Below are 22,988 nucleotides of genomic sequence, written 5' to 3'. Positions count from 1 at the left end.
ATTTCTCCCCTTTATTTATCTTCTTTTATCTACAACTTTGGCGATATAGTCACCAAGAAGCTGAATGACCTGAACTAAAATAATTAAGATTAAAACTGTTGAAATCATAATGGTATTGTCGTACCGGTAATAACCGAAGCGAATCGCCAAGTCTCCAATACCGCCGCCGCCGACTGTTCCGGCCATAGCGGAAAATCCTACTAAACTGATGAGTGTTAAAGTGACACCTGAGATAATGCCGGATCTTGCTTCAAGTAATAGGACATCTTTTATAATCATCCACGGGGTTGCCCCGGCGGCAATAGCTGCTTCGATTACTCCTTTATCAATTTCTCTCAATGCATTTTCAACAATCCTTGCAAAAAACGGAATTGCCGCAACCGATAGCGAAACACTGGCGGCAGTTGGGCCTATGGTAGTCCCTACGAGTATGTTTGTCAGTGGGAGCAATGCCACCAATAATATAATGAAAGGAATCGACCGGACCATGTTGACAATAAAACCCAGGACATTCTGGACGGCTCGATTTTCCATAAACAATCCTTTATCGGTTATGTAAAGCAATATCCCAACCGGCAATCCGATTATCGTCGATACGACCAACGAAATCGCAATCATATAGATGGTTTGAAAAAATGCTTTATTAATATCCGGAATAAGCTCCATCAGATGTGCAAAATCAAAGCCCATTGTGTAACACCTCCACCTGTGCTGCCCGGTTCTCAATGTATTGAAGGGCTTTTTGGACTTCTTCTTTTTGTCCCTTTAGCTCCATTATGAAAATACCAAGCGGCAACTCTTGAATGTATTCAATCGAGCCATGGAGGAAATTCCCTTTTACGTTAAATTGTTGAAGAGTATCAGAAATGACTCCCTCTCCCGCCACCTTACCTTTAAAGGTAACTTTTATTATTGGCCCCTGGCAGCTTTTTAGAATGACTTCCGGGATTTCAAGGGTCACGACACTCTCAATAAATTCTTTTGTAAGTTCTGTATGCGGGTTGGCAAAAATATCATATACCGAACCTTCCTCCACAACTCGTCCTTCCTGCATAATTGCCATCCGGCTGCAGATTTCTTTTACAACATCCATCTCGTGAGTGATCAATACAATGGTGATGTTAAGTTCTTTATTGATTTTTTTCAATAGATTGAGTATCGACTTTGTTGTCGTAGGGTCAAGTGCAGATGTTGCTTCGTCACATAAAAGCACCTTCGGATTATTTGCGAGAGCCCTTGCAATACCGACTCGTTGTTTTTGACCACCGCTGAGTTGGGATGGATAGACATCACGTTTATCAGAAAGGCCGACCATTTCAAGGAGTGCCTCTACTCTAATTTTAATTTGTTCTTTTGGCATGTTGGCCGCTTTTAAAGAAAACGCAATATTCTCGTAAACCGTTTTTTGACTGATTAAATAAAAGTGTTGGAAAATCATACCAATCTTAAGCCTAGCTGAACGTAGTTGCTCGCCTTTAAGGGAGGTAAGGTTTGTGCCATCAACCATAATACTTCCCGATGTGGGACGTTCTAATAGATTAATACATCTGAGCAGGGAGCTTTTTCCGGCGCCTGAATAGCCGACAATACCAAAGATTTCACCTTCCTGGACGGTTAGTGAAACATTGTCAACACCTTTTACTTCACCCTTTTTTGTCTTATAAATTTTACTAAGGTTCTTTATTTCAATCATACTGATTACCTCATTTTTCCGATATCTAAACTAGACTTTATACCCAAACAAAAAGCCCCATTCATTCTGAAAGGGGCGTCGAAATTAAATAGAATTTCGGCTTATCTTTCAGAATGATAGTACAGTCATTCTGCAGGAATTGGCACCTTCCCAATCGGGGGTTGCCGGACGTCATCGGGCCATGTCCCTCGGTCGCTCTGGATAAGAAAATTAAATTAACAAATAATTAAGTTATATTAAGATAGTACAAATCTATTTTTGTTTTGTCAATCATCTAAATTATAGCGCAATTTACCCGATAGCGTTTTCAATATTGTCATATCAACTTATTATTAATTTAAAAATTTTTTTATTCGATTAGAAAAGAGCTTTTCGCATGAAAAGCTCTTTGTGCATAACATTAGGCTAGAGCACCAGCAACATCATAGTTATGAATATCAATTTCCAATTGTTTTCCGAGTGCTAGTTTAGCGAGTTCTGCCCCTAAGTATGGTCCGCTGGTTAATCCTGATGAACCGAGACCATTGGCTAATAAGATTCCTTCATAATTCGGAATAGCTCCAATAATGGGAAGAAAACCGGGAGTAAAAGGACGAAAACCTACCCTAGTTTCCAATATCATTCCACTGGCAAGTCCTGGAGCAACTGCCAAAGCTTTATTTAAGATTTCTTGGACACCTCCAGCCGTTACCCGATTATCAAATCCAGCATCATTTTCATGAGTTGCTCCAATGACGACACGCCCACCTTCAAAGGATAGAATATATTGATCGGATGGTGGCATGATTACAGGCCACGAATTTGTGTCCATATCTTGCATATGTAGATGTATGATTTGCGCCTTTTGTGGCCTTACCAAAAATTCAACTCCCAGCGGATCCAAAAGTTCCTTTGCCCACGCTCCTGCAGTGACTATGACTTGATCAGCAAAAAATGACCTATCTGATACTTTAACTCCTTGGACTTTATTATCACTACTAATTAATGAAGCATCCCCTTTAACAACTTGGGCTCCATTCTTGACTGCGGCGTCTACAAGCGCAGTACGCAATGCTCGGCCATTTACACGTGCCCCGCCACTAACATAAACCGCGCCATATTCATTGGACAACGGCGGAAAAAGTCGATTCGTTTCAGTTGGAGATAAAATTGTTATTTCGCCGATTTCGGGAGCATCCTCCCAACGGGTCCGTGCCCGTTCTGCCATCTTTTCCAACTTTGCTGGATCAGTGTGAATACTTAATGCCCCAACTCGTTTATAACCCGTATCTTTTTCCCCATCTGCTTCTAACTGAGCTATTAATTCTGGATAATACCGGGCTCCACCTTTAACCAACTGGTACCAGGCTTTATTACGCCGTTGGGACAACCATGGGCAAACAATCCCCGCAGCTGCGTCAGTGGCTTGACCGGGGACATGCCGGTCCACTATGATAACCTCGGCCCCCCATTTTGCAAGGTGATAAGCAGTGGATGCTCCGAGTATTCCTGCCCCAATTACAATTACCTTTTGCATAACTCACCTCAATACAAAAACTCAGTCTTACAGACTGAGCAAAGTAGATACTATATATATTACAACAAATACACTACTGCTTTAAAGTTCCTTTGTGCGCTGCCTTCTCTCCATTACTTGCTCACACACCATATTATACATAATCTCAACACCTTTTTCAGATGCTTCGAAGTTAAAGGCATTTTCAACATCAATCCCAAGACAGCCCGCTTCTTCCTTAGCATCGATGTTTGCCCCCAAAAAGATAAACTCCCAATTATATTTCTCCTTTTGGTGCTTGATGAGTTCCTTCACTTTTGTATAGGAAAATTCACTACTTGCGTTTTCCATTCCATCAGTCGTGATCACAAATATTACCTTACCGGGCTTATCATTTTCAGGAGTTGTGGATAACCGATATCCTACGTCAAGAATGGTTTTCCCCACTGCATCCAACATTGCCGTCATACCTCTTACGTAATAATCCTGATTCGTAAGTTCAGCCTTCTTTGCCTCAATTCCATTCCACAGTATTTCATATTGGTCATCAAATAAAACGGCTGTAACCAACGTATCCCCCTCTAACTTCCTCTGCTTTTCAATAAGCCCGTTAAACCCGCCAATCGTATCACTTTCAAGGCCTGCCATCGATCCGCTTCTATCCAGCAAAAAAATAATCTCCGTTAAGTTTGTATTCATTACTATCATCCTTTCAATATTGTTTATAAAATAATAATAGGGTATTAAATTTAGGAGATGGTCGCCTCTCAAGCGACATTTATGGGGGGAAAATTATGCTGGACAAACACTTACTAGTAGAATTGCAGGAATACGTTGAAAAAAACTTAAACTTCCTTACTTACTCCATGATGGAGTCTAATGAAATACATAGTCTCGAATTAGAGGATTTTATCAAAAACAAACGCCAGCCGACCTTCAACCAAACTTTATTCAAATTGATAGATAGAAAGGGCGCCGCCGACTTAGAAATCTATAAAAAAGCCGGATTGGACCGCAGGCATTTTTCTAAAATCCGCTCCAACCCCGAATACCGTCCAGGAAAAAATACGGTAGTTGCCCTTGGATTGGCCCTTGAATTAAACAAAAAAGAAACCGACAAACTGTTAAGTTCAGCCGGTTACTCTTTATCTGACAGCGATACCTTTGATTTAGTCATTCAATTTTGTCTGGAGAAAAAAATATATGATGTCCATGATGTTAATCAAGCGCTGGACTATTTTAGTCTGAAGCCATTGATGGGTGTGGCAGAGTAGAGAAAGGGGGGCCTTTACCAGGCTTCCCCCACATCAACCCTTATCCATTTGCTGATGGATGACTATCGGCATCGTCCAACTGTTGCGCTAAATCATCCGCTAATAACAATTGCTCAGATTTACCATCAGTGGTCTGTGCTAATAGAATTTCTTTTTCCGGAGCGGGCAATGATTTTTCTGCCACCAATTGCTCCAATCGGTCCACTCTTTCCAGTAGACGGGCATGTTCTCCCTCTTCCAATCTGGCTTTGGAAGAATAATACGGATCATTCACCCACCAGTCCATGCCTATTTCTCTTGCCTTATCAACTGAGGCGACCAACAGCCTGATTTTGATTGTTAATAAATCGACATCCGCCAGGGATATTTTAATATCACCCGCAATGACGACCCCTTTATCGAGGATTTTTTCCAAAACCTCAAGCAAATTTGAAGATTGAGGTGCATGCTGAATGGGCATAGTATCTCTCCTGTCGTTCGTCTTACAATAATCTCCCCAGCGGGCCTAGTTCTATATTTAGTTCTTCGTTTTCTAAACCAAAGACAATCTTTAATTCTTCCATTTTTTCTTCCAGTCTCATCAGTGTCAGCCCTAATTCCTCTAACTGTTCATCCGTAAGCGAATCACTTTCCACTCTCCGCATCGCCTGCCGTTCCATCAGCTGGCGAAGCAATTCGATAATCGTCAGGACTAATTTAGCTAACCCTTGCTCCACACTATTGGAGTCTAGCGGCAAGCGTTCCATTTTCTATTCCCTCCCTGCCATTCATACGTTCATAGGAACCAAAAGCACTTTCAATAGATGATATAAGCAGCTTAAGGTCGACAATGATTAAGTCAATATCGGCAATAGAGATCAGGATTTCCCCCCGCACCACCACACCTGTATCAATGATTCCATCTAATAAATCCAAAAGCGTTACTTCTTTGTTTTCTAAGGGATGATACCGTTCCATTACACCTTCTCCTTCACAAACTTAGTGAAGTGGTAGGGCGGCCATGGTCCTGTTATCTGAAACGAACATCCTAATGCTTCATACGTTTTTTCTAATTCAGCTATTTTATTTAAAAATTGTTCCACTTTACTTTCGTGAATAAGAAAATCAAAATTTCCGACCATCTCATCTTTTCTTTCTGTCACTTCTTTTCCCCAATTTTGGCGGAGATTTGAATCATCAATGACTGATCCAAGCTGGGGTAAAATCTCATGGCGCCATTTGGCTTGCTCAAGCTCGAATTCCGCAGCGACTAGTTGATCAAGCTTTTTTCTCATCAAAAATTGTTTTCCCTTTGGCATCGAGACTAATTTTCGCTTCATCTCTGTAATCGCTGGATTATTCTTTAACACATAGGATAAAGCCAGCCCCGAATCACAAAACAGCTTCAAATTCCATTCTTGTTTCCCCTTAAGATAAGTAAGTTTTTCTAGTAGTAGATCGTATTGTCCGGTCAGTAAGCTTTCCAAATTACCTTCGGTTTGAAAAATTGTACAAAATGACATCGGGAGAATGGTAAAATTCCGCTGAAATTCTGCAATGATTTCATGATGATGAAACGCTTTTCCCTGCAGCCATTTAGCATCCTTTAGTTGAAAATCAATTTGTTGTTGGGAATAGTTAGTGGCATTTACTGGGGTAACGAGAGCTGCTATCTCTTGAAAAATTTTTATGTTAATGGGGCTGTGGTCAATTCCTAAAACGTCTGGAACCTCTGATTTCTGCAGTTCCGCTGCTAAGCAAACTCCGTACACATAAATGAATTCTTTATCTACATTTGTAAGAGTCATGTTACCTCCCCTTAATCCCATTACTCGCCTTTTTCTCTTTCTTTTGCTGTTTTATAACGGTTAAGCAGTTCTTGTTCCTGCACTAAGTAGGTTTCTTCGTCTAGTTCCCCCATTTCGTACGCCAGGTGCAATTCCATCAACTGCTGTTGAATATACGGAATATTGTAAAGCTCCTGCTCAGCCTCATCCTGAATTTTCTCTGCAAGCTTTAGTATCGATCGAATGGGCAGTGTAAATAATTTATGAATCATGATTTTCTTCAATCCTCAATCGAATATTGACAAAGTTATACGCCGGCCATGGACCTGAATATTTAAATTCCGCCTTATCCTTCCAGGATTCATATAATTCGTTTACCTTTTGGTCAAAGGCTTCTTCTTGTTCCCGGTCCACTAAAAACGCGGCATTCAATAAAATTTTCCCGGGAATGGTATTATTCTGCTTGCCTGCCTCTGCCAATTCCAATAATGGTTCATAGATTTCCATGTCTGCTTGTGCTTCAAGACGTAATACAAAGTTTTGGGCTAATTCACCCAATTGGATTTGCTCGTAAAAAGAACCGGGGGCAGTGAGATTCTTTTTCCCAGACTTCCATTCATTTAAAATTGGGTCATTTGCTATTTCTTGTTCCACCCATTCCCGCCTGACCATAACCTTTAGACCAACTTCTATCTTGTTGTCTAATACTAAAAACAAGTTTTCAAAATGATCATGTAAATTCTCCATTATAAGCAGTACATCTTTATCAGAATGAAACACATTTCCAAAGCTCATCGGAATGACACAGTATTGTTTCATTACCTCCGTAATGGTTTGTTGATGAGCAAATAAATGATGACGGTCCGGTAATACTTCTCCACTAGCCTTGGCAGCAATCATCGCGGTATTTTTGTAGTGGATAGTATAAATCTCGCTTTCCTGTCCGTTAATCGTTACTTTGCCAAATGTTTTTGGTTTTGTTTCACGAATCGCACAGAAGACATACACTCCGCTTTGCTGGTCCATTACCCCTCTTCCCTTCTCAACATTTCCTGTAAAATTAGCTCCTTAATTTCTTTATGCTTTAAATCAGGAAAATTTTGATTCACCGGTCTTGTTAATACATCGAAGCAAAGTGTCTGATAATCTTTGTTCCCAGGGCCAATCGGTATATTTGCCTCCTTTGCAATCGTGGCAATCATAAGTGAGGCCCGCAAGCTCGGGCAAAATCTCTTTCCATAGCTTCTAAGATTGGAAACGAGTCTTACCACCTCATTTGCTTCGAATTCGCTAATTTCAGTTTTCTTTTTGATTATTTCAGCCTCTGTTTCTTTGTCACAATAATCGAGGTTAATCGTTATCAGCCTATCTAAAAGCGCATCTTGGGTATGAAAGGTCCCTGCATATTCATCCGGATTACTCGTAAAAATGATGGAAAAGTTCGGATGGCATTTTACAAACGTTTCCTTCTCTTTCCCGTAAACCGGGAGAATTTTCTCCTCCAATAGGGCTAAAAATATATTATTCGTTTCTGGGCGAGAACGTGAGAACTCATCGTAAATTACGATATGGCCGTTTTTCACGGCATCGATCAGCTGTCCCTGGACCCAAATTGGTTTTATTTCTTTTTCTGTTTTATAGACTGACCGAATATAATTATCTACTACCTCTCGCTTAACAACACCATAATGATGCCCTAACAGATCTTTGTTTGACATTTCATGGTGTCCGCGGATAACGGTAACAGGCCTGTTAAATTGCTTTGCGATATATAAAGCCAAGCTTGTCTTTCCTACACCGGATGGACCGACAAAATGGACAGGATAGCCGGCCTGCATATATCGGAGGCTCCTCAATATAATTTCATCGAAAAATGCAGTTTTAACAAACCCTCCATCTCCATCTATCTCCCTTCGCTGATTCAACATCATTTACTCCTTTCTTTTAGCAAAAAAGCCAAGGCTTTAAAAATATGCCTCGGCTCCAGCTTTTCAAACTATTTAAACTGCTTCTTCCATTTCAAGAAGTTCATCATCTTCTTTATCCTTTTTAAGGAGTCCAACCGCATCTGCATATTTCAACCATGTTTTTACACTGGCAATAACAATCCGTGCCTCAATTGTAAGCAGCTCAATTCCAACTAACGAAACACAAGCCCAGATGTCAATAACCACGCCTTTATCCAGAATACGGTCAACAACCTCGGCTAAGCTTGATGAATCTACACTTTTTTGAATGGCAGCCATTTCATCCCCTCCTTTCATTGACAAAAAACACGGGAGATTCCTATAGAATATTCACTCATTCACCTGCAGTTACTGAAGGCCGTCCCTTCATTACAATCATAGATAATACGAATTTCTATAGTATATGAACAAGAGTATGATTGGCATAGACAAGTGTTCTTATATTTGAATAATATCAAGTGAGTTAACAAAAGTTGCCAACAAAAAAACACCCAGTCCGAAGACTGGGTCCAATATTATTCTAATGTGATACTTTTTCTCCTCTTCTGGAACGAATCCCATGAATGATAAAGGTAACTAGGAACGCCAAGACAAGGACAACGATAAAGATCTCATTTGCAATATGAATATCGATAAGTGTCAATCCCATTTTTACAGCAATAAAGGTAATCAGCACATAAGCCGTTGTTTCAAGCTCCGGTACTCGGTTCATTAAGCCGATGAAAAACGTGGCAACGCCCCGCATCATAAGAATTCCAATCATTCCGCCCAGCAGAATGACCCAGACCTCATCGGAAACCGCCAGCGCGGTAAGGATACTATCCACTGAAAAAGCCAAATCCATCAGCTCAACGCTGATAACAGTCGCCCAGAAGACTCCAAATGTTTTCATTAACCAGCCCTTTGGCTCCCGTGCTTTTTCCTCTTCTCCATCCTCACTGCTCTTAAATCTGTCAATAAAGAACTTAACAGCAAGCCAAAGTAAATACAACGCACCAATTAATTTAATAAACCAAAGCTTGATCAAAAACGTTCCCAGTCCGATGAAAATAAAGCGAAATACGTACGCTCCCCAAAGACCGTATACCAATGCTTTCTTTTGCTGCTTTTTCGGTAAAGGTTTTACGAACGCCGACAACACCAGCGCATTATCCGCCGATAAGATACATTCCAGTACAGCCAATGAGAGAATTAATCCCCAAGCCTTAGGCGAAGTTAATACCTCTGCCCACATATGCCAGTCAAGCATCGAGACATAAGTGGCTAAAATATTATCTACCATTCAACATTACTCCTTTGTTGTTCTCTATCTAATATTACTACTTGTCAAGATTTTTATAAAATTATTTTGCTGCAATATCGTTGAGTTAGCTATTTTATGTCGTGTCCCTCTATTAGTACATAATTCCATTTTTGCTGTTAAATACTAACTTAACATGGTCATTAGAAGTCTGGTGGTGGACAAATGTTTTTTAAAAAGAGGCCAAAACAAAAAACGGTTACACATTATGAAACGCAAGAAAAAACCATCAGTGAAGTATTGGATAAAGCCAATCAATCCAGTGATTTTTCGACGATATCTTCTCCATCGAAAGATGATTTCATAATAGTAAGTTACTATAGCACGTTAATTGATTACGATTTACTTCATCGCTCACTGCTTCAAAAGATTAAGGAGAATTCTACTGTCATCACCACACTATCTGATTTAAAAAGGATTATTCCATTAGAAAACTTTCAGATAACCCGAGATGCAAAAGAAATTGAAAAAGGGCTCTTTAAAGGAGCCGCCATGGTCCATTTACGTAATGACAACCGGGAATATGCCCTCATTAGTCTAGAAAACTCCCGGCTTGGCATGCGGGAAACAAATGAAGGCGAAAATGAGTTTAGCGTGATTGGCCCGAAAGTTGGATTCATTGAGGATTTAACTACAAACCTTCATTTATTGCGAAGCCATTTAGTCACATCCGACCTTATCTTCGAAGAATTTGAAGTAGGGACAAGGTCTAAAACAAAAGTGATTGTCGCCCATTTGGCGGGAGTGACAAATCCGCAATACGTTCAAACAGTTAAACAGCGGATCCAAGACCTTGATATAGAAGTCATTTATGATAACACACAATTGGAACAGTTAATTTCTGATCACTCCTCAACCATATTTCCTTTGTATCTCACTACGGAAAGAGTAGATAGAACCGTTAGCACCTTGATTTCCGGTAGTATTGCCATTTTAAGTGATAAATCATGCTATGCCATCACAGGACCAACGACGTTAATGAATTTTTTTGCAACGCCTGAGGATTACTACTTACCTTGGGTGGTTGCAACATTTTTTAGATTAATTCGGATTATTGGCATCTTATTTTCCATTTTTGTTACGCCATTTTATGTAGCGATTTTAACTTTTCATTTTGAAGTAGTCCCAAAGGATTTATTAGGGCCGATTATTTTCTCTAGAGCTAATGTTCCTTTCCCGCCTGTGGTAGAAGTGTTATTCCTGGAGATCACCATTGAATTACTTAGAGAGGCAGGGGCGAGATTACCAACGAAAATCGGACAGACGCTTGGGATTGTCGGGGGCATTGTGATTGGCCAGGCAACTGTTGAGGCGGCATTAACCAGTAATATTTTATTGATTCTAGTTGCATTGGCAGCCTTGTCTTCCTTTACCACCCCGATTTATAAAATGTCCAATGCAGTCAGGCTATTGCGGTATCCGTTTATCCTGCTGGCGGCGATTTGGGGTGGTTTAGGGATTTATGTAGGGATCGTTTTTTTAATTGGGCATTTACTGCGCCTTAAATCTTTCGGAGTTCCTTATATGCTGCCACTTTTCCCCTATAGGAAAGGCGGTTTTTTCACTTCTTTTACACGTCTTAACTTTATTCGTCAAAAAAAACTCTCTCCCTATTTACGGCCGCTTAGCCGAACTAGTTTCAATCCTAAGGATAATCAAGATTCGGAAGATGGGCTTAATTCCGAATAAAGTACACACTGTCACGGCCCGGTAATGCATGATAAATCAAAAGGGAAAGATGCGATTCGAATGAAAAAATGGAAAACATTGTTCTTAGTCATCCTTTGTTTCGTCCTTCTGATCGGTTGTGCAAGAATGAACATCATCGATCAATTAAGCATTGTTCATGTATATGGATTTGATGTCTCTAAAGATGGACAATTGGTTGGTACAGTATTGTATCCAAACTATACAAAAAGCAGGGGTAATCCAAATATTCAATATTTAACTGAACATGCGCCTCCCAATTCGGTGATCTATGAAAAAATGGACAAGTACACCAGTACTCCTATAAAGCTGTCGAAAATCAGAGTATTAGTCTTTAGCAAAAAATATGCCAAGACAAATATAAGCGATATCATCAAACGATTCATTACCACCCCGGAGCTTGGAACTAACATTCAAATTGTGGTTTCGGAAAAATCAGCACAAGAAATACTGAAGGCCATAAAAGAGGGAGAAGACCTTACCTTAGCTGACAGATTAAAACAAAATATGCTAACACAAAATCTTCCGGATATGAACCTTCATGTTTTTTTAAACCATTTCTTTGGTGACGGGATGGATGCCTATGTACCGATTGTTTCCATAAACAGAAATAACGGTATTGACGTTGGCGGAGTCGGAATCTTCAAGGGTGACAAGTTTAAGTTGCAGTTAAACGAGGAGCAGAGCTTTTTCTTTTCCATCTTAGAAACGGTGAAAACTCAAGGATGGCATCGATTTAAAGTGGATGACAATGGTCAACGGGGGATTATTATTGTCCGTGGGTTCAGGAGCAAGAAAAATTGGGATTTAATAAACAAACAAAACAATCCGGAATTGAACCTCACCATGAACCTTGAGTGGACCGTTTTTAAATATCCAGACTGGTTGGACCTTTCAAATGATACGGACCTCAAACGGCTAAAAACCATGATTGAAGAGGAAGTCAAAAAACGAGTGGAACAATTATTAAATACTTTTAAAGAAAATAAAGTCGATCCGCTTGGGATAGGAAACATCGTTCGTGCACGAGACAAGAATTGGGAGGAGACTACCTTCTACAAAAAATATCCCAACCTGCCTATCCATGTGAAGGTGAATTTGGAAATCATCCATACCGGTCTTGAAAAATAATAAGCAAGGAGGAATGATCATGCAGACTAGGGTTAAAGAAAATATGATGGTATCACCTTATTTCCTGTTCTTCCTGATTCATTCCTCCCAGACAGGAATCACTGTATTAAAATACCAATCAAAAATTATTAAGGGTGCTGGACAGGATGCATGGGTCTCCGTTCTTTTAATTGGACTAAGCCTGCACCTAGTTTTCCTGATGATGGTCTATATCCTTACACACGCAAGCGAGAAGGATATTATTTCTTTCCATACGGATACATTTGGAAAATTTATGGGTGGAATGCTGAATATGCTCATGGTTTGTTACTTTTTATTGGCAGGATTATTACTCATGCATTCTTATGTTGATATTTTGCAAATCTGGGTGTTTGAAGGGATTAATGCTTGGGAATTTTCCCTTCTCCTTTGTGTCATCACTTATTATTTAATTGCTGGAGGGTTTCGAGTCATAACGGGAATTGCCTTTTGGGGAGTCATTATTCCAAGCGGGTTGCTGCTATCTATATTTTACTTACTTAGCTACAGTGAATTTTCATACCTTATGCCGTTCTTTAATCATGGGATGAAGGATTACATCCTCTCAGCAAAGGAATCTGGGCCTTTATTTTTTGGATTCGAAACCATGCTTGTTTATTTTCCGTTTATAAAAAATGGGGAAAGATCCAGTAAATGGGGCCATTTCGCATTATTATACACAACAATTCTTTACCTTGTCGTCACAATCACAACCTTTTCATTCTTCACCCAAGGAAAACTAAAACTATTAACCTGGCCCACCCTTACCATGATTAAAATTATCTCATTTCCATTTTTGGAACGATTTGAGTTTATATTTCTTTTCACCTGGCTGCTGGTCATTATTCCACCCATTTGTCTTTATTTATGGGCTTCTATTCGGACGATTAAATTGACCTTTATTAAGATTAAACCCACATGGGCCCTATTCTTTTTTCTTCTCTGTTATTTTTTGTACGATAGCATTTTAGTTGATATGTACTTTACACAAGTATTGAATAAGTTTTACAGCTATAGCGGATTTATATTCCTTTATGGTTATATACCGCTTCTATTTATCATCACTTTCATCAAGAACAAGATTAAAAACAAAAAAAGCATCAGACATAACTGTTGATTATGAATGATGCTTTCCCTGTTTTAATACTTTATTCACCTTGCTGCTCATGCACAAGATTCCGCCACTCCAAGTCACCGCGCTCCAAGCCACGGATCAGTATTTCCGCAGTTCCCATATTGGTGGCCAACGGTATAGAATACACATCACAAAGGCGGATAAGCGCTGAAATATCCGGCTCATGCGGCTGTGCTGTTAATGGATCCCGGAAAAAGAAAACAATATCCATTTGGTTTTTAGCAATTAAAGAACCAATCTCCTGATCTCCCCCCAGCGGCCCCGATTTAAAACGTGTAATTTTTAAATCTGTTTTATCCATAATTCTGCTGCCTGTCGTACCTGTGGAATATAATTCATGCTTGCAAAAAATCGGCTCATATGCGACTGCAAAATTTACGATGTCATTTTTCTTTTGGTCATGTGCTATAAAAGCAATTTTCAAAACATACACCCCGTTCTTATTTCAATTCACTCTATTTAATATCTTAAACCTTTTCCTACCTTAAAGTCGATAATTCATGTGATTCCCCGCTTGTTTTTTTTGAATATTAGGATGTTTTTAAGAAAAATTTAAGATTGGTCCTTTAGAATGGAGGAAATAATAATTTTAAGAGGGAGGGCCGAATGAAAAAGAATTTTAAGATTTATATTCCTATTATCATTACAGTTTTAATTTGCCTCATCCTAATCGGATTATTTCTATTTTATCAAATTACAAATCCTCACGATGGTCCGGAAAATTTAGCAGGTAAGCCCCGGGACCGCGAGGATGAAGGCGGAATTTTTAAACTCATGGGGAACGGTGCGATTTTGGCCGGAGCGTTGAGTTTTTCATGGTTTCTTTTGAAAAAGAAACTGAAATCTCCGTTTCCAATTGTTAAGATTGGTGCACGAAAAGCTCACAGCCTTCATACGTATGCCGGCTGGGCGGCCTTGGCCCTTGTTGTCATCCATGGCGGATACTATTTAATTAAGGAATTCACCAAAACAGACAATTTAACGGGCGCTTCTGCCTTTTTATTGCTGTTTTGTTTGGCTATATACGGATATGTACTGGACCGAAAGAAGAAAAAACCGATTCGCTCGGCTCACTTTGTTCTTAGTATTCTGTGGATTGCCGCCGTTCTTGTTCATGGCGGTGGATTTGCGGTTGGAACTGGGGTAACAATGGCCGTATTATATATTGGTGTGACATGGCTTGAAAGGAAAAACTTAAAGCCGGCAGGTGCGAAGTAATTAAAAATGGATCGTCTATCGAAGACGGTCCATTTTTTTGAGTTAATTTAGCAAAGCTTCGACCATAGTCTGTTGCTGACAGCTTCTGTGCTTCTTTCGATGATGGAGTAGGCTGCATTGGTGATTGCCTGGGCCAATGTTTCCCCAGTTCCCGTTACATCATTGAAGCAAACCTCTGATGGCCCTTTGTTTGTATAGGTAAATCCTAAATTCTCTAATCTGTCAACAATGATCATCGCATGATCCAGGTTGTGCTCCGGTTGAAAGTCTGCATCATGGATGAACATTCCCTTTTCATAATCGTACCAACGATCCCACCTATTTAACTTCCAACCTAGAATTCTCCGTGCAATTGAATCTACCTTGTTCATCATTTTTTCCCCTTTCATCCACATTGTTATATAACAACTTTAGTATTTACAAAGAATTATATAACAGTATTTTTAAAATTGCCACTGTCTTTTTTAAAAAATTTTCTGTACTTTTTGATTTTTTTCCCAACAACAAAATGAAAGCCTTTTCTTTTCCAGTGCTTTTTTTGATAGTAAAATGAATTCACGACCTTTCGAGGTAATATGATAGTTTTAAAAATTAATAGGTTTTCCAAGGAGGAGTTTTAGTGAAGAAAAAGGTTTTAGCTTTCGGATTGTCAATCGGTCTTGCCGCCAGTGCCATTGCCCCAGCATCATCATTTGCCGCACCCAAAAATGTCCTGTCCAACTACAAATACAATGAGCTAGCTGGATCCCCAGAGTTTATTTCAGGCAAGCTTACAAACCCATCAGGTAAAAGTGCAGAAGCCATTGTTCTTGAATATGTAAACGCTAACAAAGACAAATTTAAACTTGGTTCCAAATCCGCACTGGAATCGTTCAAAATCACCTCCAGCAATAAAGACAAGCTTGGCGGAACGGCGCTGAGACTCCAACAATTGTACAACGGTGTTCCTGTTTGGGGCGCTGCACAGGCAGCATTTGTCGCGGAGGACGGAACTCTGAATGTGTTCTCCGGAACAGTCACCCCGGACCTTGAAACGAAAAAGGGTCTGAAAAAGGAGAAAAAGGTCAATGCCAATCAAGCAATAAAAATTGCGGAAGCCGATCTTGGGATTTCTCCTGATTACGAGAAAAAGCCATCTGCCGACCTGGTTGTTTTCACACAGGGTAATGATGCTAACTATGCATATCTAGTAAACTTAAATTTCCTCGAACCAAAGCCAGGAAATTATAATTATTTTATTGATGCATCCACTGGGGAAATTTTAAATAAATACAATGACCTTCATGAAGCAAAAACCGGCCCAGGCGTAACAGGTACAAATACAACGGGCAGCGGAGTTGGTGTTTTAGGTGATACGAAGGCCTTAAACATGCTTTTATCCAGTTCAACTTATTATCTGCAGGATAATACAAGAGGAAACGGGGTAATCACATACGATGCATCCAACCGTTCCCGTACGCCGGGGTCACTTTGGACAAGTGTTGACAACCTCCTAAATAGCTCGTATGAAAGCCCTGCAGTTGATGCTCACTATTATGCAGGTAAAACCTATGATTATTATAAAAATGTCTTTGGCCGGAATTCCTATGATAATAACGGCGGAGCCTTAAAGTCTACGGTCCACTATGGACGAAACTACAATAACGCCTTCTGGAATGGCACCCAAATGGTGTATGGGGACGGAGACGGAACTACCTTTATCCCGTTATCAGGTGGTATTGATGTTGTTGCCCACGAGCTGACCCATGCGGTTACAGACACTAGTTCCGATTTGGTCTACCAAAATGAGTCCGGAGCATTAAATGAAGCCATTTCTGATATTTTTGGTACACTTGTTGAATTTTATAATGGGAAAAATCCAGATTATGAGATTGGCGAGGACGTTTATACTCCAGCAAAGGCAAACGATGCCCTTCGTTCGATGAGTGATCCGACGAAATACGGCGATCCGGATCATTATTCAAAACGTTATACTGGAACAAGTGACAACGGCGGCGTTCATACGAACAGTGGCATTATCAATAAAGCTGCCTATCTGTTGGCTGCCGGCGGAACTCATTATGGTGTCATGGTTCAAGGAATTGGCAACGATAAAGTGGGGGCAATTTATTATCGTGCAAATACCATCTACTTAACAGCCTCCTCTACCTTCAGCCAGGCACGCGCTGCTCTGGTACAAGCTGCTGCGGACCTTTATGGGGCTAGCTCTGCGGAGGTTACCGCAGTCAATAAATCGTTTGATGCGGTTGGCGTATATTAAATTTTTTTATAAAATAAAAAGAAGCTCCAGCATGGGTTGGAGCTTCTTTTTCAATTCAAATTTCACTGCGCTAATTTCATAAAAATAGGAACTCATTACAAAATTCAGGAGGCTTACTACATAATTTTGCTCCTTCACTACAAAATTCAGGAGTCTCACTACATAATTTTGCTCCCTAACTACAAAATTCAGGAGTCTTACGACAAACTTTGGAATAAAACGGAAACCAACGAAGTTTTCCTTTCCTAATCATGTACCGCAATAGGTTCTGTATGGTCTGTTCGCAGCTGCAGGAATTGTACAGTATTCTTCCTGTTCTGGTGTGTAGGCATAAGGGTTCGACAAAGCACTTAGCAGCTTCATCATGACGCTGAAGTCGCTTTGACTGACTGCTGCATCAAGCGCTTCCTCCACTCGGTGGTTGCGCGGGATGACTGCGGGATTGGAATTCCGCATTAACTGTTGGGATTCCGCTGTTGCTTCCTGCTGCCTGCCGAGTCTTTCCTGCCAGCGCTTCTGCCATTCGGAAAATTCCGGTGCTTTAAACAGCTTCGCTCCCTCCAACTGACCCAATGTTAAAGCTCGGAAGGTGTTGGTGTAGTCAGCACGATGTTTTTGCATTAGACTAAGCAGGTCTTCCGCAAGCGATTCATCTTCTGCCTCTTCATTAATAAGACCCAGCTTTGCCCGCATTCCGGCAAGCCAATTTTGGCGGTATAACCCGTCATATTCTGAAATAGCCTCTTGGGCCAATTTAACTGCTTCCTCCTCGTTTTCATGAAGCAGCGGCAATAAGCTTTCCGCAAATCGGGCCAGATTCCAACCGCCAATAAACGGCTGATTGCCATAGGCATAACGTCCCTCCCTGTCGATAGAACTGAATACGGTTGCCGGATCGTAGGTGTCCATAAAGGCACAGGGGCCATAATCGATGGTCTCTCCGCTAATAGTCATATTGTCCGTATTCATGACCCCGTGAATAAAACCGACGAGCTGCCATTTGGCAATTAGTGAGGCCTGACGTTTTATAACTTCCTTAAGAAATGAGAGGTACTTGTTATTATCAGTATCAGCTGTGACTTCTGGATAATGGCGTTTTATTGTATAGTCAGCCAGAATCCTTAATTCATCCACATTGCCTTTCCCGGCAGCATATTGAAAGGTTCCAACCCTAATATGACTGGACGCAACGCGTGTCAAAATCGCACCAGGAAGCTCGGTTTCACGATAAATGGCGTCCCCTGTAGTCACTACGGCCAGACTGCGGGTAGTCGGAATACCCAGCGCATGCATCGCTTCACTAATGATATATTCTCGAAGCATCGGTCCAAGCGCCGCCCGGCCATCCCCTCCGCGGGAAAATGGTGTTCTGCCTGAGCCCTTCAGTTGAATATCATACCGTTTTCCGTCCGGAGTGATTTGCTCCCCCAGCAGCACTGCCCGGCCGTCCCCCAGCATTGTAAAATGGCCAAATTGATGCCCGGCATAGGCTTGCGCAAGCGGCGCAGCACCTTCGGGTATTTTATTCCCAGCAAACACCGCAACAGCTTCTTCGCCCTGAAGAGCCTCGGGATTCAACCCCAAAGCAGATGCCAAATGACCATTAAGAATAACCAAGTTCGGTGAAGCAACTGGTGCAGGATTCGTATCAGTAAAAAAAGCCTGCGGGAGTCGGGCATAACTATTTTCAAAATTCCAGCCTGGATTACTCATATTTTCGTTTACCCCTTCTTTGAAGCATGGGGACGGTTCTTTTGCTTCTGAAGCAAAAGAACCGTCCCCATGATCTAATTTATATTCAGTTTATCCTAAGTGGGTTTAAATTAGCACTTATTTTATACTATGAAAATCTAGTAAATTATTAATGATAAATTAAGAATATTGTTGTAGACTTAGAATGTGTTATGGGATTAAAGTCGGTGGACTTGATACCGAGGTTATTAGGCATTTATGGGGGAAGATTTATGAATAACGCAGAAATGAATCTGGTTGGAGAAATACCTACCAGACGAGGCAAATCAGTCAAAGGCAATCGAAATTGGAAGTTTGTTGCAGCAAGCAGCGCCTCTATTATCGTACTTTTAATTGCAGGAATTAGTTATTACCAGGCAACCCGATTCAATTCGCAGACTACGATTAATGACATAAATGTCGGTGGGATGACGGCTGATCAGGCATTGAAAAAATTACAAACCACTGTCTTACAAAATAGGGTCTTTGTCGGACAGCAGCAAATTTTAGATGAAAACGATACAAAGATGGGTTTTGCGGATCAGGATTTGCCTGAGGTTAAGAAAATACTAAAAAGCCAGTGGACATTTTTTCCATCGACAAAGGCAAAAGGTTATCATCTGATACCTGAAAAGGCAGACCAATTCCGAACCGAAACAATGAAAAAGCTTGTGGAAGAAAAGCTCTTATTCATGAATAAAAGTTTAAAAGCACCCCAAGATGCAGCGGCGAAGCTTACGCAGGGCAGCATTATTATCACCAAAAGCAAAGATGGAGAACAATATGACGTCTCAAGCCTATTGAAGGAATACGACAAGCAGCATTATAAGAGTGACATTCATCTTAGTCCTTTATACATACAGCCAATCAAAGAAAATAGCGCAATTGTAAAAAATGAACAGAAAATGCTGCAAGAACTTCTTGGGCAGACTGTTGAATATAAGGTTCAGGATCAAGTCTTTTCTTTAAAGGCTAGTGAAGTAATTAAAAATGCCTCTGTGACTAAGGATTTAAAAGTTACAATTGACCCGAATGACATTAAAAACAAAGTTGCGGAAATAAATGATACAAAATCTACATTAAATAAAGACTTCTCCTTTAAGACCCACTCGGGTTCGGTCATATCTGTAAAAGGAAAAGGCTACGGCTGGGCATTAGATGTTGACAAAGAAACAGCTCAAATTCAAGCTGCTTTTGAAAAGGGAGAGAACTCCATTTCTGCATCCAATGTTATTGGACACGGATGGAAGGGTGAAGGCTACGGTTACGATACAACCGCGAACAATGGAATTGGCGGCACGTATGCTGAAGTATCCCTTGCCGAACAGCGAATTTGGATTTACAAAGATGGTAAATTGGTCATCACAACAAATGTCGTTACCGGGAAACACAGCACCGGTCATGATACATCAACAGGAGTTTGGTATATTCTTTATAAACGATCACCTTCCATACTAACAGGCAGGGAACTCGGTGGAAAACCAAGTTATCAAGTACAGGTAAATTATTGGGCTCCTTTTACGAACGATGGACAAGGGTTCCACGATGCCAGCTGGCGGAAAAATTGGGCAAGCAATGCCTATCTTAACGATGGCTCGCACGGCTGCGTCAACACACAACCAGACGATATGAAAATCGTCTACGAAAATCTCAGCACATACGAACCGGTTGTTATATACTGAAACATGGGACGGTTCTTTTGCTTCAAAAAATGAAGCAAAAGAACCGTCCCCTCTTTTTAATGATCCCTATTAACAATATAGTTCAGTAAATGCTTCAAAAAAGTCGTGTTGCGCGGCACTTCCTCTAGTGTGTCCATCGCCAGACAATAATGGTCCCACATCGCTTTTTTCGCATCTTCTGCGCCCAAGATGGATACAAACGTTGAGCTGTTGTTAGCAGCATCCTTGCCTGCGGGTTTCCCTAATACGTTCTGATCCCCTTCCAAATCTAAAAGATCATCCTTAATCTGAAAGGCAATGCCGGCATGCCTGGCGAATTTTTTCAAGGCGGACAGTTCGGACGCGTGAGCTTGTGCAAGAATCGCGGGCATGATTAGAGCCGCTTCGAAAGCGATTCCGGTTTTATAAAAGCACATTACATTCAGTTGATCCAGTGTTAATGGCTTGCCTTTAGATTCCAGATCCATCGCCTGCCCCTTACACATATCCTCTGTTACCTGGGCTGAATATTGAATCAAGCGAAGCACTGTTTCTGCATTGAACCGGGTAAGCGAAGTCTGTTCCTCGATCGCCTTTTGGGTTAAAAAAAGCGCAGTTAGTTCAGCAATGGCGATGTTATAGGTCTTATGCAGAGTTGGCCGCCCCCTGCGGATTGCAGCATTGTCCTGAGATGGAAGGTCATCAAAAATAAGTGATGCCGTATGCATGTATTCTAATGAACGTAAAAGCGGGGTAATGGAGGAACCATCCAATCCATATCCATCAACACCCATAACCCACGTCATAATGGGACGGAGCCGCTTCCCGTCACCCTCAAGACTGTAATTGGCAGCATCGATAATGGGGTCATTCCTTAATGGTACATCTTCAATTTTCAAGGTCCTGTTAATTTGGTCGCGAACCGTTTCGATTGTATCTAAAAAGTCGTCCTGCTCCATACGATCATTTTTTAAATTTGTAATAATATGGTCGCGCAGCAGCTTATCAAAGAAATCCACATCGTCTGCTTTCTGGACCATTTTTTGAATCACACGATTGAATTGCGGCATTCCTGAGGTAAAAAGCCCAAATATTTCGTTGTATTTTTGCGTTCCCATCCGCACTTTAAATCGCTTCAATCCGTTTATGGCGCGGTCCAGTATGACCTCGCATGTCTTTGGATCGGAGTGAAAGACATTGTGAATCAAATTAGCAATAACCGCCCAGTACAACTCAAATGGGTTGATAAGGTCATCGCGCTGGTTGTGGTATTTTATATAGTAGGTATACGGCGTGACGGCACCGTCCTTTATGTCATCGAACATATCGGCAAAATCATCGGCCAGTTGATTATAAATGCCGTAATAGAAGGTTCGGCTGTCAAACCCCTCATCCTCAGGAGCACTGATGACAGAACGGGCAATCAATCGGGACGAAGACGCTTTTAAAATAATCGGTATGTACAGTTCTTCATTGGTGTAATTGGGGTTGGATAAACTTTTAACGCGGTCCACTTCTTGAGAATTAAAAAAGATATAGGCCTGCTCGAAAAAATGCTTTCTCGTTCCCGGATGCTGATGGGACTTAATATAGTCAAAGGCATCGCGGAGTTCGGAATGAATATAACGAATGAGACTGGCATTAGGTCCTGTCCAGTTGCCTAAATCAGGAACCGATCCTGTAACAAGGGTGGTCCGGATTAAACTGGAGTATTCCTCTTCTTCTTTATCGGACAAAACACGGGCATCAAGTAGATCGTCAATAAAGGGATAGGTTAGACCGTAGGCATAGCCCAGCCTGATGGCTTCATCAAGCCTCCGGCTTCGTTCTTCTTGGGCAGTTTCATCAGCCATCTCTTCATTTACATGCAGGATGACCCCCGCAATGATTTTAATCAATTTTCGTTTGGCATGCTCGGGATCCATTCCCTCCGGAATGTTGTCGGATACGATTTTCAGTCTATTCATTAGCCAAATAAAGGCGGATTCAATCCCTTCCTTCTGCGCCCAGCGGTACAATCCGGCCATGCTGAAAAAATCAGTTTTGTCATCACGGCTTGTCAGGTTATTTTTTAAATTGGACACAACACTCCGTATCCTAGCCAGTGTCTCCGGTGACTCCAGAGATTTGCCGAGGTCCCGCATGTAAAGATAGGAAATGCTTCGGTCCAGATAATGGTCCAGTTTACCGGTATAGTCGAGCCATTGTATGTATTGGTGGTATCCCCGAACATCCGGCCTTTGCCTTCTTCGAAATAGGAAGGTTAATAGAGGATGACGAATATGGTTGTGTTTCCACTCTTGGAAATCCTTTGTCAAAGCAGTGACATAGCTTTTTTCTGTGACCAGTTTGTATAGCCTCCGAAAATATTCAGCAGCCTTCTCCTCACCCAGCTGATAGCACTCATCGGCATTTAATAATAACTCTTCAATCATTTGAAGCACAACCTCTGCTTAAGGTTTTTTATTTTTGCAATACTCATTAAATTGAGATTACCACAATCCCCTTCATTTTTTCTTATAAACTAGCAAATTATATTTAAATATAGTGCGAAAAAAATAACTTTATTACTGGAAAGCTTATTAAGTGCAAAAAAGCAAGTAGACTTGTCCACATAGACATCGTCTACTTG

The 22,988-nt window shown here is 40.9% G+C and carries 23 protein-coding genes, 1 pseudogene and 1 riboswitch; of the genes and pseudogenes, 7 read left to right on the top strand and 17 right to left on the bottom strand.

Features of this window, described 5'->3' with window-relative positions:
- Window positions 1–15: 15 nt before the first annotated feature.
- The 4 genes from ACZ5B7_RS06615 to ACZ5B7_RS06600 all read right to left on the bottom strand — a co-directional run bounded on the left by ACZ5B7_RS06615 (window position 16) and on the right by ACZ5B7_RS06600 (window position 3,887).
- Complete coding sequence (locus tag ACZ5B7_RS06615; RefSeq protein WP_464493177.1) at window positions 16–690, bottom strand: methionine ABC transporter permease; 675 nt, start codon at window positions 688–690, stop codon at window positions 16–18.
- Entirely contained in the window at window positions 680–1,693 is a 1,014-nt protein-coding gene (locus ACZ5B7_RS06610; protein WP_464493176.1) for a methionine ABC transporter ATP-binding protein, read from the bottom strand. The genes ACZ5B7_RS06615 and ACZ5B7_RS06610 overlap by 11 nt, the downstream gene beginning before the upstream one ends.
- Before the next feature lie 98 nt (window positions 1,694–1,791).
- A riboswitch (SAM riboswitch) is annotated at window positions 1,792–1,901 on the bottom strand.
- A 192-nt stretch (window positions 1,902–2,093) separates the two neighbouring features.
- The gene (locus ACZ5B7_RS06605; RefSeq protein WP_464493175.1) at window positions 2,094–3,209 is read right to left on the bottom strand and encodes an NAD(P)/FAD-dependent oxidoreductase; all 1,116 of its coding nucleotides are present in this window, start codon (window positions 3,207–3,209) and stop codon (window positions 2,094–2,096) included.
- A gap of 81 nt (window positions 3,210–3,290) precedes the next feature.
- Window positions 3,291–3,887, bottom strand: a complete 597-nt coding sequence (locus ACZ5B7_RS06600) for a vWA domain-containing protein (protein ID WP_464493174.1) — start codon at window positions 3,885–3,887, stop codon at window positions 3,291–3,293.
- A gap of 95 nt (window positions 3,888–3,982) precedes the next feature.
- Here ACZ5B7_RS06600 and ACZ5B7_RS06595 point away from each other — a divergent pair, with 95 nt between their 5' ends.
- Complete coding sequence (locus ACZ5B7_RS06595) at window positions 3,983–4,462, top strand: hypothetical protein (protein ID WP_464493173.1); 480 nt, start codon at window positions 3,983–3,985, stop codon at window positions 4,460–4,462.
- Between the two features lie 169 nt (window positions 4,463–4,631).
- Here ACZ5B7_RS06595 and ACZ5B7_RS06590 read toward each other — a convergent pair.
- The 9 genes and pseudogenes from ACZ5B7_RS06590 to ACZ5B7_RS06550 form a co-directional block, all read right to left on the bottom strand.
- Window positions 4,632–4,922 (bottom strand): annotated as a pseudogene (locus ACZ5B7_RS06590) (gas vesicle protein); the annotation flags it as partial.
- A gap of 22 nt (window positions 4,923–4,944) precedes the next feature.
- Window positions 4,945–5,208 carry a gas vesicle protein K gene (locus ACZ5B7_RS06585; RefSeq protein WP_464493172.1) on the bottom strand — a complete coding sequence of 88 codons (264 nt, stop codon included), beginning with the start codon at window positions 5,206–5,208 and terminating at the stop codon, window positions 4,945–4,947.
- Window positions 5,180–5,419 (bottom strand): gas vesicle protein, encoded by a 240-nt coding sequence (locus tag ACZ5B7_RS06580; RefSeq protein ID WP_423801250.1) that lies wholly within the window; start codon window positions 5,417–5,419, stop codon window positions 5,180–5,182. Before ACZ5B7_RS06580 ends, ACZ5B7_RS06585 begins: the two co-directional genes overlap by 29 nt.
- Entirely contained in the window at window positions 5,419–6,249 is an 831-nt protein-coding gene (locus ACZ5B7_RS06575) for a GvpL/GvpF family gas vesicle protein (RefSeq protein WP_464493171.1), read from the bottom strand. The genes ACZ5B7_RS06580 and ACZ5B7_RS06575 overlap by 1 nt, the downstream gene beginning before the upstream one ends.
- A gap of 20 nt (window positions 6,250–6,269) precedes the next feature.
- Complete coding sequence (locus ACZ5B7_RS06570) at window positions 6,270–6,500, bottom strand: gas vesicle protein GvpG (protein ID WP_464493170.1); 231 nt, start codon at window positions 6,498–6,500, stop codon at window positions 6,270–6,272.
- The gene (locus ACZ5B7_RS06565; protein ID WP_464493169.1) at window positions 6,490–7,254 is read right to left on the bottom strand and encodes a GvpL/GvpF family gas vesicle protein; all 765 of its coding nucleotides are present in this window, start codon (window positions 7,252–7,254) and stop codon (window positions 6,490–6,492) included. The genes ACZ5B7_RS06570 and ACZ5B7_RS06565 overlap by 11 nt, the downstream gene beginning before the upstream one ends.
- A complete protein-coding gene (gene gvpN, locus ACZ5B7_RS06560) occupies window positions 7,254–8,156 on the bottom strand; it encodes a gas vesicle protein GvpN (protein ID WP_464494445.1) in 903 nt (300 codons plus the stop codon). The genes ACZ5B7_RS06565 and gvpN overlap by 1 nt, the downstream gene beginning before the upstream one ends.
- Before the next feature lie 72 nt (window positions 8,157–8,228).
- Window positions 8,229–8,474 (bottom strand): gas vesicle structural protein GvpA, encoded by a 246-nt coding sequence (gvpA, locus tag ACZ5B7_RS06555; RefSeq protein WP_464493168.1) that lies wholly within the window; start codon window positions 8,472–8,474, stop codon window positions 8,229–8,231.
- Window positions 8,475–8,715: 241 nt separating this feature from the next.
- Entirely contained in the window at window positions 8,716–9,477 is a 762-nt protein-coding gene (locus tag ACZ5B7_RS06550; RefSeq protein ID WP_464493167.1) for a TerC family protein, read from the bottom strand.
- Window positions 9,478–9,660: 183 nt separating this feature from the next.
- Here ACZ5B7_RS06550 and ACZ5B7_RS06545 point away from each other — a divergent pair, with 183 nt between their 5' ends.
- Genes ACZ5B7_RS06545 through ACZ5B7_RS06535 form a run of 3 tightly spaced genes read left to right on the top strand, consistent with a single transcriptional unit; the run spans window position 9,661 to window position 13,468 of the window.
- Window positions 9,661–11,184, top strand: coding sequence for a spore germination protein (locus tag ACZ5B7_RS06545; RefSeq protein ID WP_464493166.1), 1,524 nt, complete (start codon window positions 9,661–9,663; stop codon window positions 11,182–11,184).
- 60 nt (window positions 11,185–11,244) lie between these two features.
- Window positions 11,245–12,333, top strand: a complete 1,089-nt coding sequence (locus tag ACZ5B7_RS06540) for a Ger(x)C family spore germination protein (RefSeq protein ID WP_464493165.1) — start codon at window positions 11,245–11,247, stop codon at window positions 12,331–12,333.
- A gap of 19 nt (window positions 12,334–12,352) precedes the next feature.
- The gene (locus ACZ5B7_RS06535; protein WP_464493164.1) at window positions 12,353–13,468 is read left to right on the top strand and encodes a GerAB/ArcD/ProY family transporter; all 1,116 of its coding nucleotides are present in this window, start codon (window positions 12,353–12,355) and stop codon (window positions 13,466–13,468) included.
- 31 nt (window positions 13,469–13,499) lie between these two features.
- On the opposite strand, the gene mgsA is transcribed toward ACZ5B7_RS06535, so the two are convergent.
- Window positions 13,500–13,910 carry a methylglyoxal synthase gene (mgsA, locus tag ACZ5B7_RS06530; protein ID WP_213146641.1) on the bottom strand — a complete coding sequence of 137 codons (411 nt, stop codon included), beginning with the start codon at window positions 13,908–13,910 and terminating at the stop codon, window positions 13,500–13,502.
- A gap of 182 nt (window positions 13,911–14,092) precedes the next feature.
- Here mgsA and ACZ5B7_RS06525 point away from each other — a divergent pair, with 182 nt between their 5' ends.
- Complete coding sequence (locus ACZ5B7_RS06525) at window positions 14,093–14,704, top strand: hypothetical protein (RefSeq protein ID WP_464493163.1); 612 nt, start codon at window positions 14,093–14,095, stop codon at window positions 14,702–14,704.
- 47 nt (window positions 14,705–14,751) lie between these two features.
- Here ACZ5B7_RS06525 and ACZ5B7_RS06520 read toward each other — a convergent pair whose 3' ends face one another.
- On the bottom strand, window positions 14,752–15,075 hold the full coding sequence (locus ACZ5B7_RS06520) for a BC1872 family protein (protein ID WP_464494444.1): 324 nt from the start codon (window positions 15,073–15,075) through the stop codon (window positions 14,752–14,754).
- A 248-nt stretch (window positions 15,076–15,323) separates the two neighbouring features.
- Between ACZ5B7_RS06520 and ACZ5B7_RS06515 the strand changes: the two genes are divergently transcribed.
- On the top strand, window positions 15,324–16,964 hold the full coding sequence (locus ACZ5B7_RS06515; protein WP_464493162.1) for a M4 family metallopeptidase: 1,641 nt from the start codon (window positions 15,324–15,326) through the stop codon (window positions 16,962–16,964).
- Between the two features lie 249 nt (window positions 16,965–17,213).
- Here ACZ5B7_RS06515 and ACZ5B7_RS06510 read toward each other — a convergent pair whose 3' ends face one another.
- Entirely contained in the window at window positions 17,214–18,677 is a 1,464-nt protein-coding gene (locus ACZ5B7_RS06510; RefSeq protein ID WP_464493161.1) for a protein adenylyltransferase SelO, read from the bottom strand.
- 251 nt (window positions 18,678–18,928) lie between these two features.
- Here ACZ5B7_RS06510 and ACZ5B7_RS06505 point away from each other — a divergent pair, with 251 nt between their 5' ends.
- Window positions 18,929–20,377 (top strand): L,D-transpeptidase family protein, encoded by a 1,449-nt coding sequence (locus tag ACZ5B7_RS06505; RefSeq protein WP_464493160.1) that lies wholly within the window; start codon window positions 18,929–18,931, stop codon window positions 20,375–20,377.
- Window positions 20,378–20,433: 56 nt separating this feature from the next.
- On the opposite strand, the gene ACZ5B7_RS06500 is transcribed toward ACZ5B7_RS06505, so the two are convergent.
- Window positions 20,434–22,791, bottom strand: a complete 2,358-nt coding sequence (locus ACZ5B7_RS06500) for a polyprenyl synthetase family protein (protein ID WP_464493159.1) — start codon at window positions 22,789–22,791, stop codon at window positions 20,434–20,436.
- Window positions 22,792–22,988: the final 197 nt, after the last annotated feature.

The organism is Neobacillus sp. S1115, assembly GCF_055385565.1.
Note: the sequence above shows the minus strand (reverse complement) of the source record. Positions and strands in the feature narration are given on the sequence as shown.

Coding starts and splice junctions, on each gene's coding strand:
- ACZ5B7_RS06605 (WP_464493175.1), bottom strand. CDS start 3,209: ATGCAAAAGGTAATTGTAATTGGGGCAGGAATACTCGGAGCATCCACT.
- ACZ5B7_RS06575 (WP_464493171.1), bottom strand. CDS start 6,249: ATGACTCTTACAAATGTAGATAAAGAATTCATTTATGTGTACGGAGTT.
- ACZ5B7_RS06520 (WP_464494444.1), bottom strand. CDS start 15,075: ATGAACAAGGTAGATTCAATTGCACGGAGAATTCTAGGTTGGAAGTTA.
- ACZ5B7_RS06540 (WP_464493165.1), top strand. CDS start 11,245: ATGAAAAAATGGAAAACATTGTTCTTAGTCATCCTTTGTTTCGTCCTT.
- ACZ5B7_RS06600 (WP_464493174.1), bottom strand. CDS start 3,887: ATGAATACAAACTTAACGGAGATTATTTTTTTGCTGGATAGAAGCGGA.
- ACZ5B7_RS06510 (WP_464493161.1), bottom strand. CDS start 18,677: ATGAGTAATCCAGGCTGGAATTTTGAAAATAGTTATGCCCGACTCCCG.
- gvpA (WP_464493168.1), bottom strand. CDS start 8,474: ATGGCTGCCATTCAAAAAAGTGTAGATTCATCAAGCTTAGCCGAGGTT.
- gvpN (WP_464494445.1), bottom strand. CDS start 8,156: ATGTTGAATCAGCGAAGGGAGATAGATGGAGATGGAGGGTTTGTTAAA.
- ACZ5B7_RS06610 (WP_464493176.1), bottom strand. CDS start 1,693: ATGATTGAAATAAAGAACCTTAGTAAAATTTATAAGACAAAAAAGGGT.
- ACZ5B7_RS06505 (WP_464493160.1), top strand. CDS start 18,929: ATGAATAACGCAGAAATGAATCTGGTTGGAGAAATACCTACCAGACGA.
- ACZ5B7_RS06545 (WP_464493166.1), top strand. CDS start 9,661: ATGTTTTTTAAAAAGAGGCCAAAACAAAAAACGGTTACACATTATGAA.
- ACZ5B7_RS06570 (WP_464493170.1), bottom strand. CDS start 6,500: ATGATTCATAAATTATTTACACTGCCCATTCGATCGATACTAAAGCTT.
- ACZ5B7_RS06565 (WP_464493169.1), bottom strand. CDS start 7,254: ATGGACCAGCAAAGCGGAGTGTATGTCTTCTGTGCGATTCGTGAAACA.
- ACZ5B7_RS06595 (WP_464493173.1), top strand. CDS start 3,983: ATGCTGGACAAACACTTACTAGTAGAATTGCAGGAATACGTTGAAAAA.
- ACZ5B7_RS06580 (WP_423801250.1), bottom strand. CDS start 5,419: ATGGAACGGTATCATCCCTTAGAAAACAAAGAAGTAACGCTTTTGGAT.
- ACZ5B7_RS06585 (WP_464493172.1), bottom strand. CDS start 5,208: ATGGAACGCTTGCCGCTAGACTCCAATAGTGTGGAGCAAGGGTTAGCT.
- ACZ5B7_RS06525 (WP_464493163.1), top strand. CDS start 14,093: ATGAAAAAGAATTTTAAGATTTATATTCCTATTATCATTACAGTTTTA.
- ACZ5B7_RS06550 (WP_464493167.1), bottom strand. CDS start 9,477: ATGGTAGATAATATTTTAGCCACTTATGTCTCGATGCTTGACTGGCAT.
- ACZ5B7_RS06615 (WP_464493177.1), bottom strand. CDS start 690: ATGGGCTTTGATTTTGCACATCTGATGGAGCTTATTCCGGATATTAAT.
- ACZ5B7_RS06500 (WP_464493159.1), bottom strand. CDS start 22,791: ATGATTGAAGAGTTATTATTAAATGCCGATGAGTGCTATCAGCTGGGT.
- ACZ5B7_RS06535 (WP_464493164.1), top strand. CDS start 12,353: ATGCAGACTAGGGTTAAAGAAAATATGATGGTATCACCTTATTTCCTG.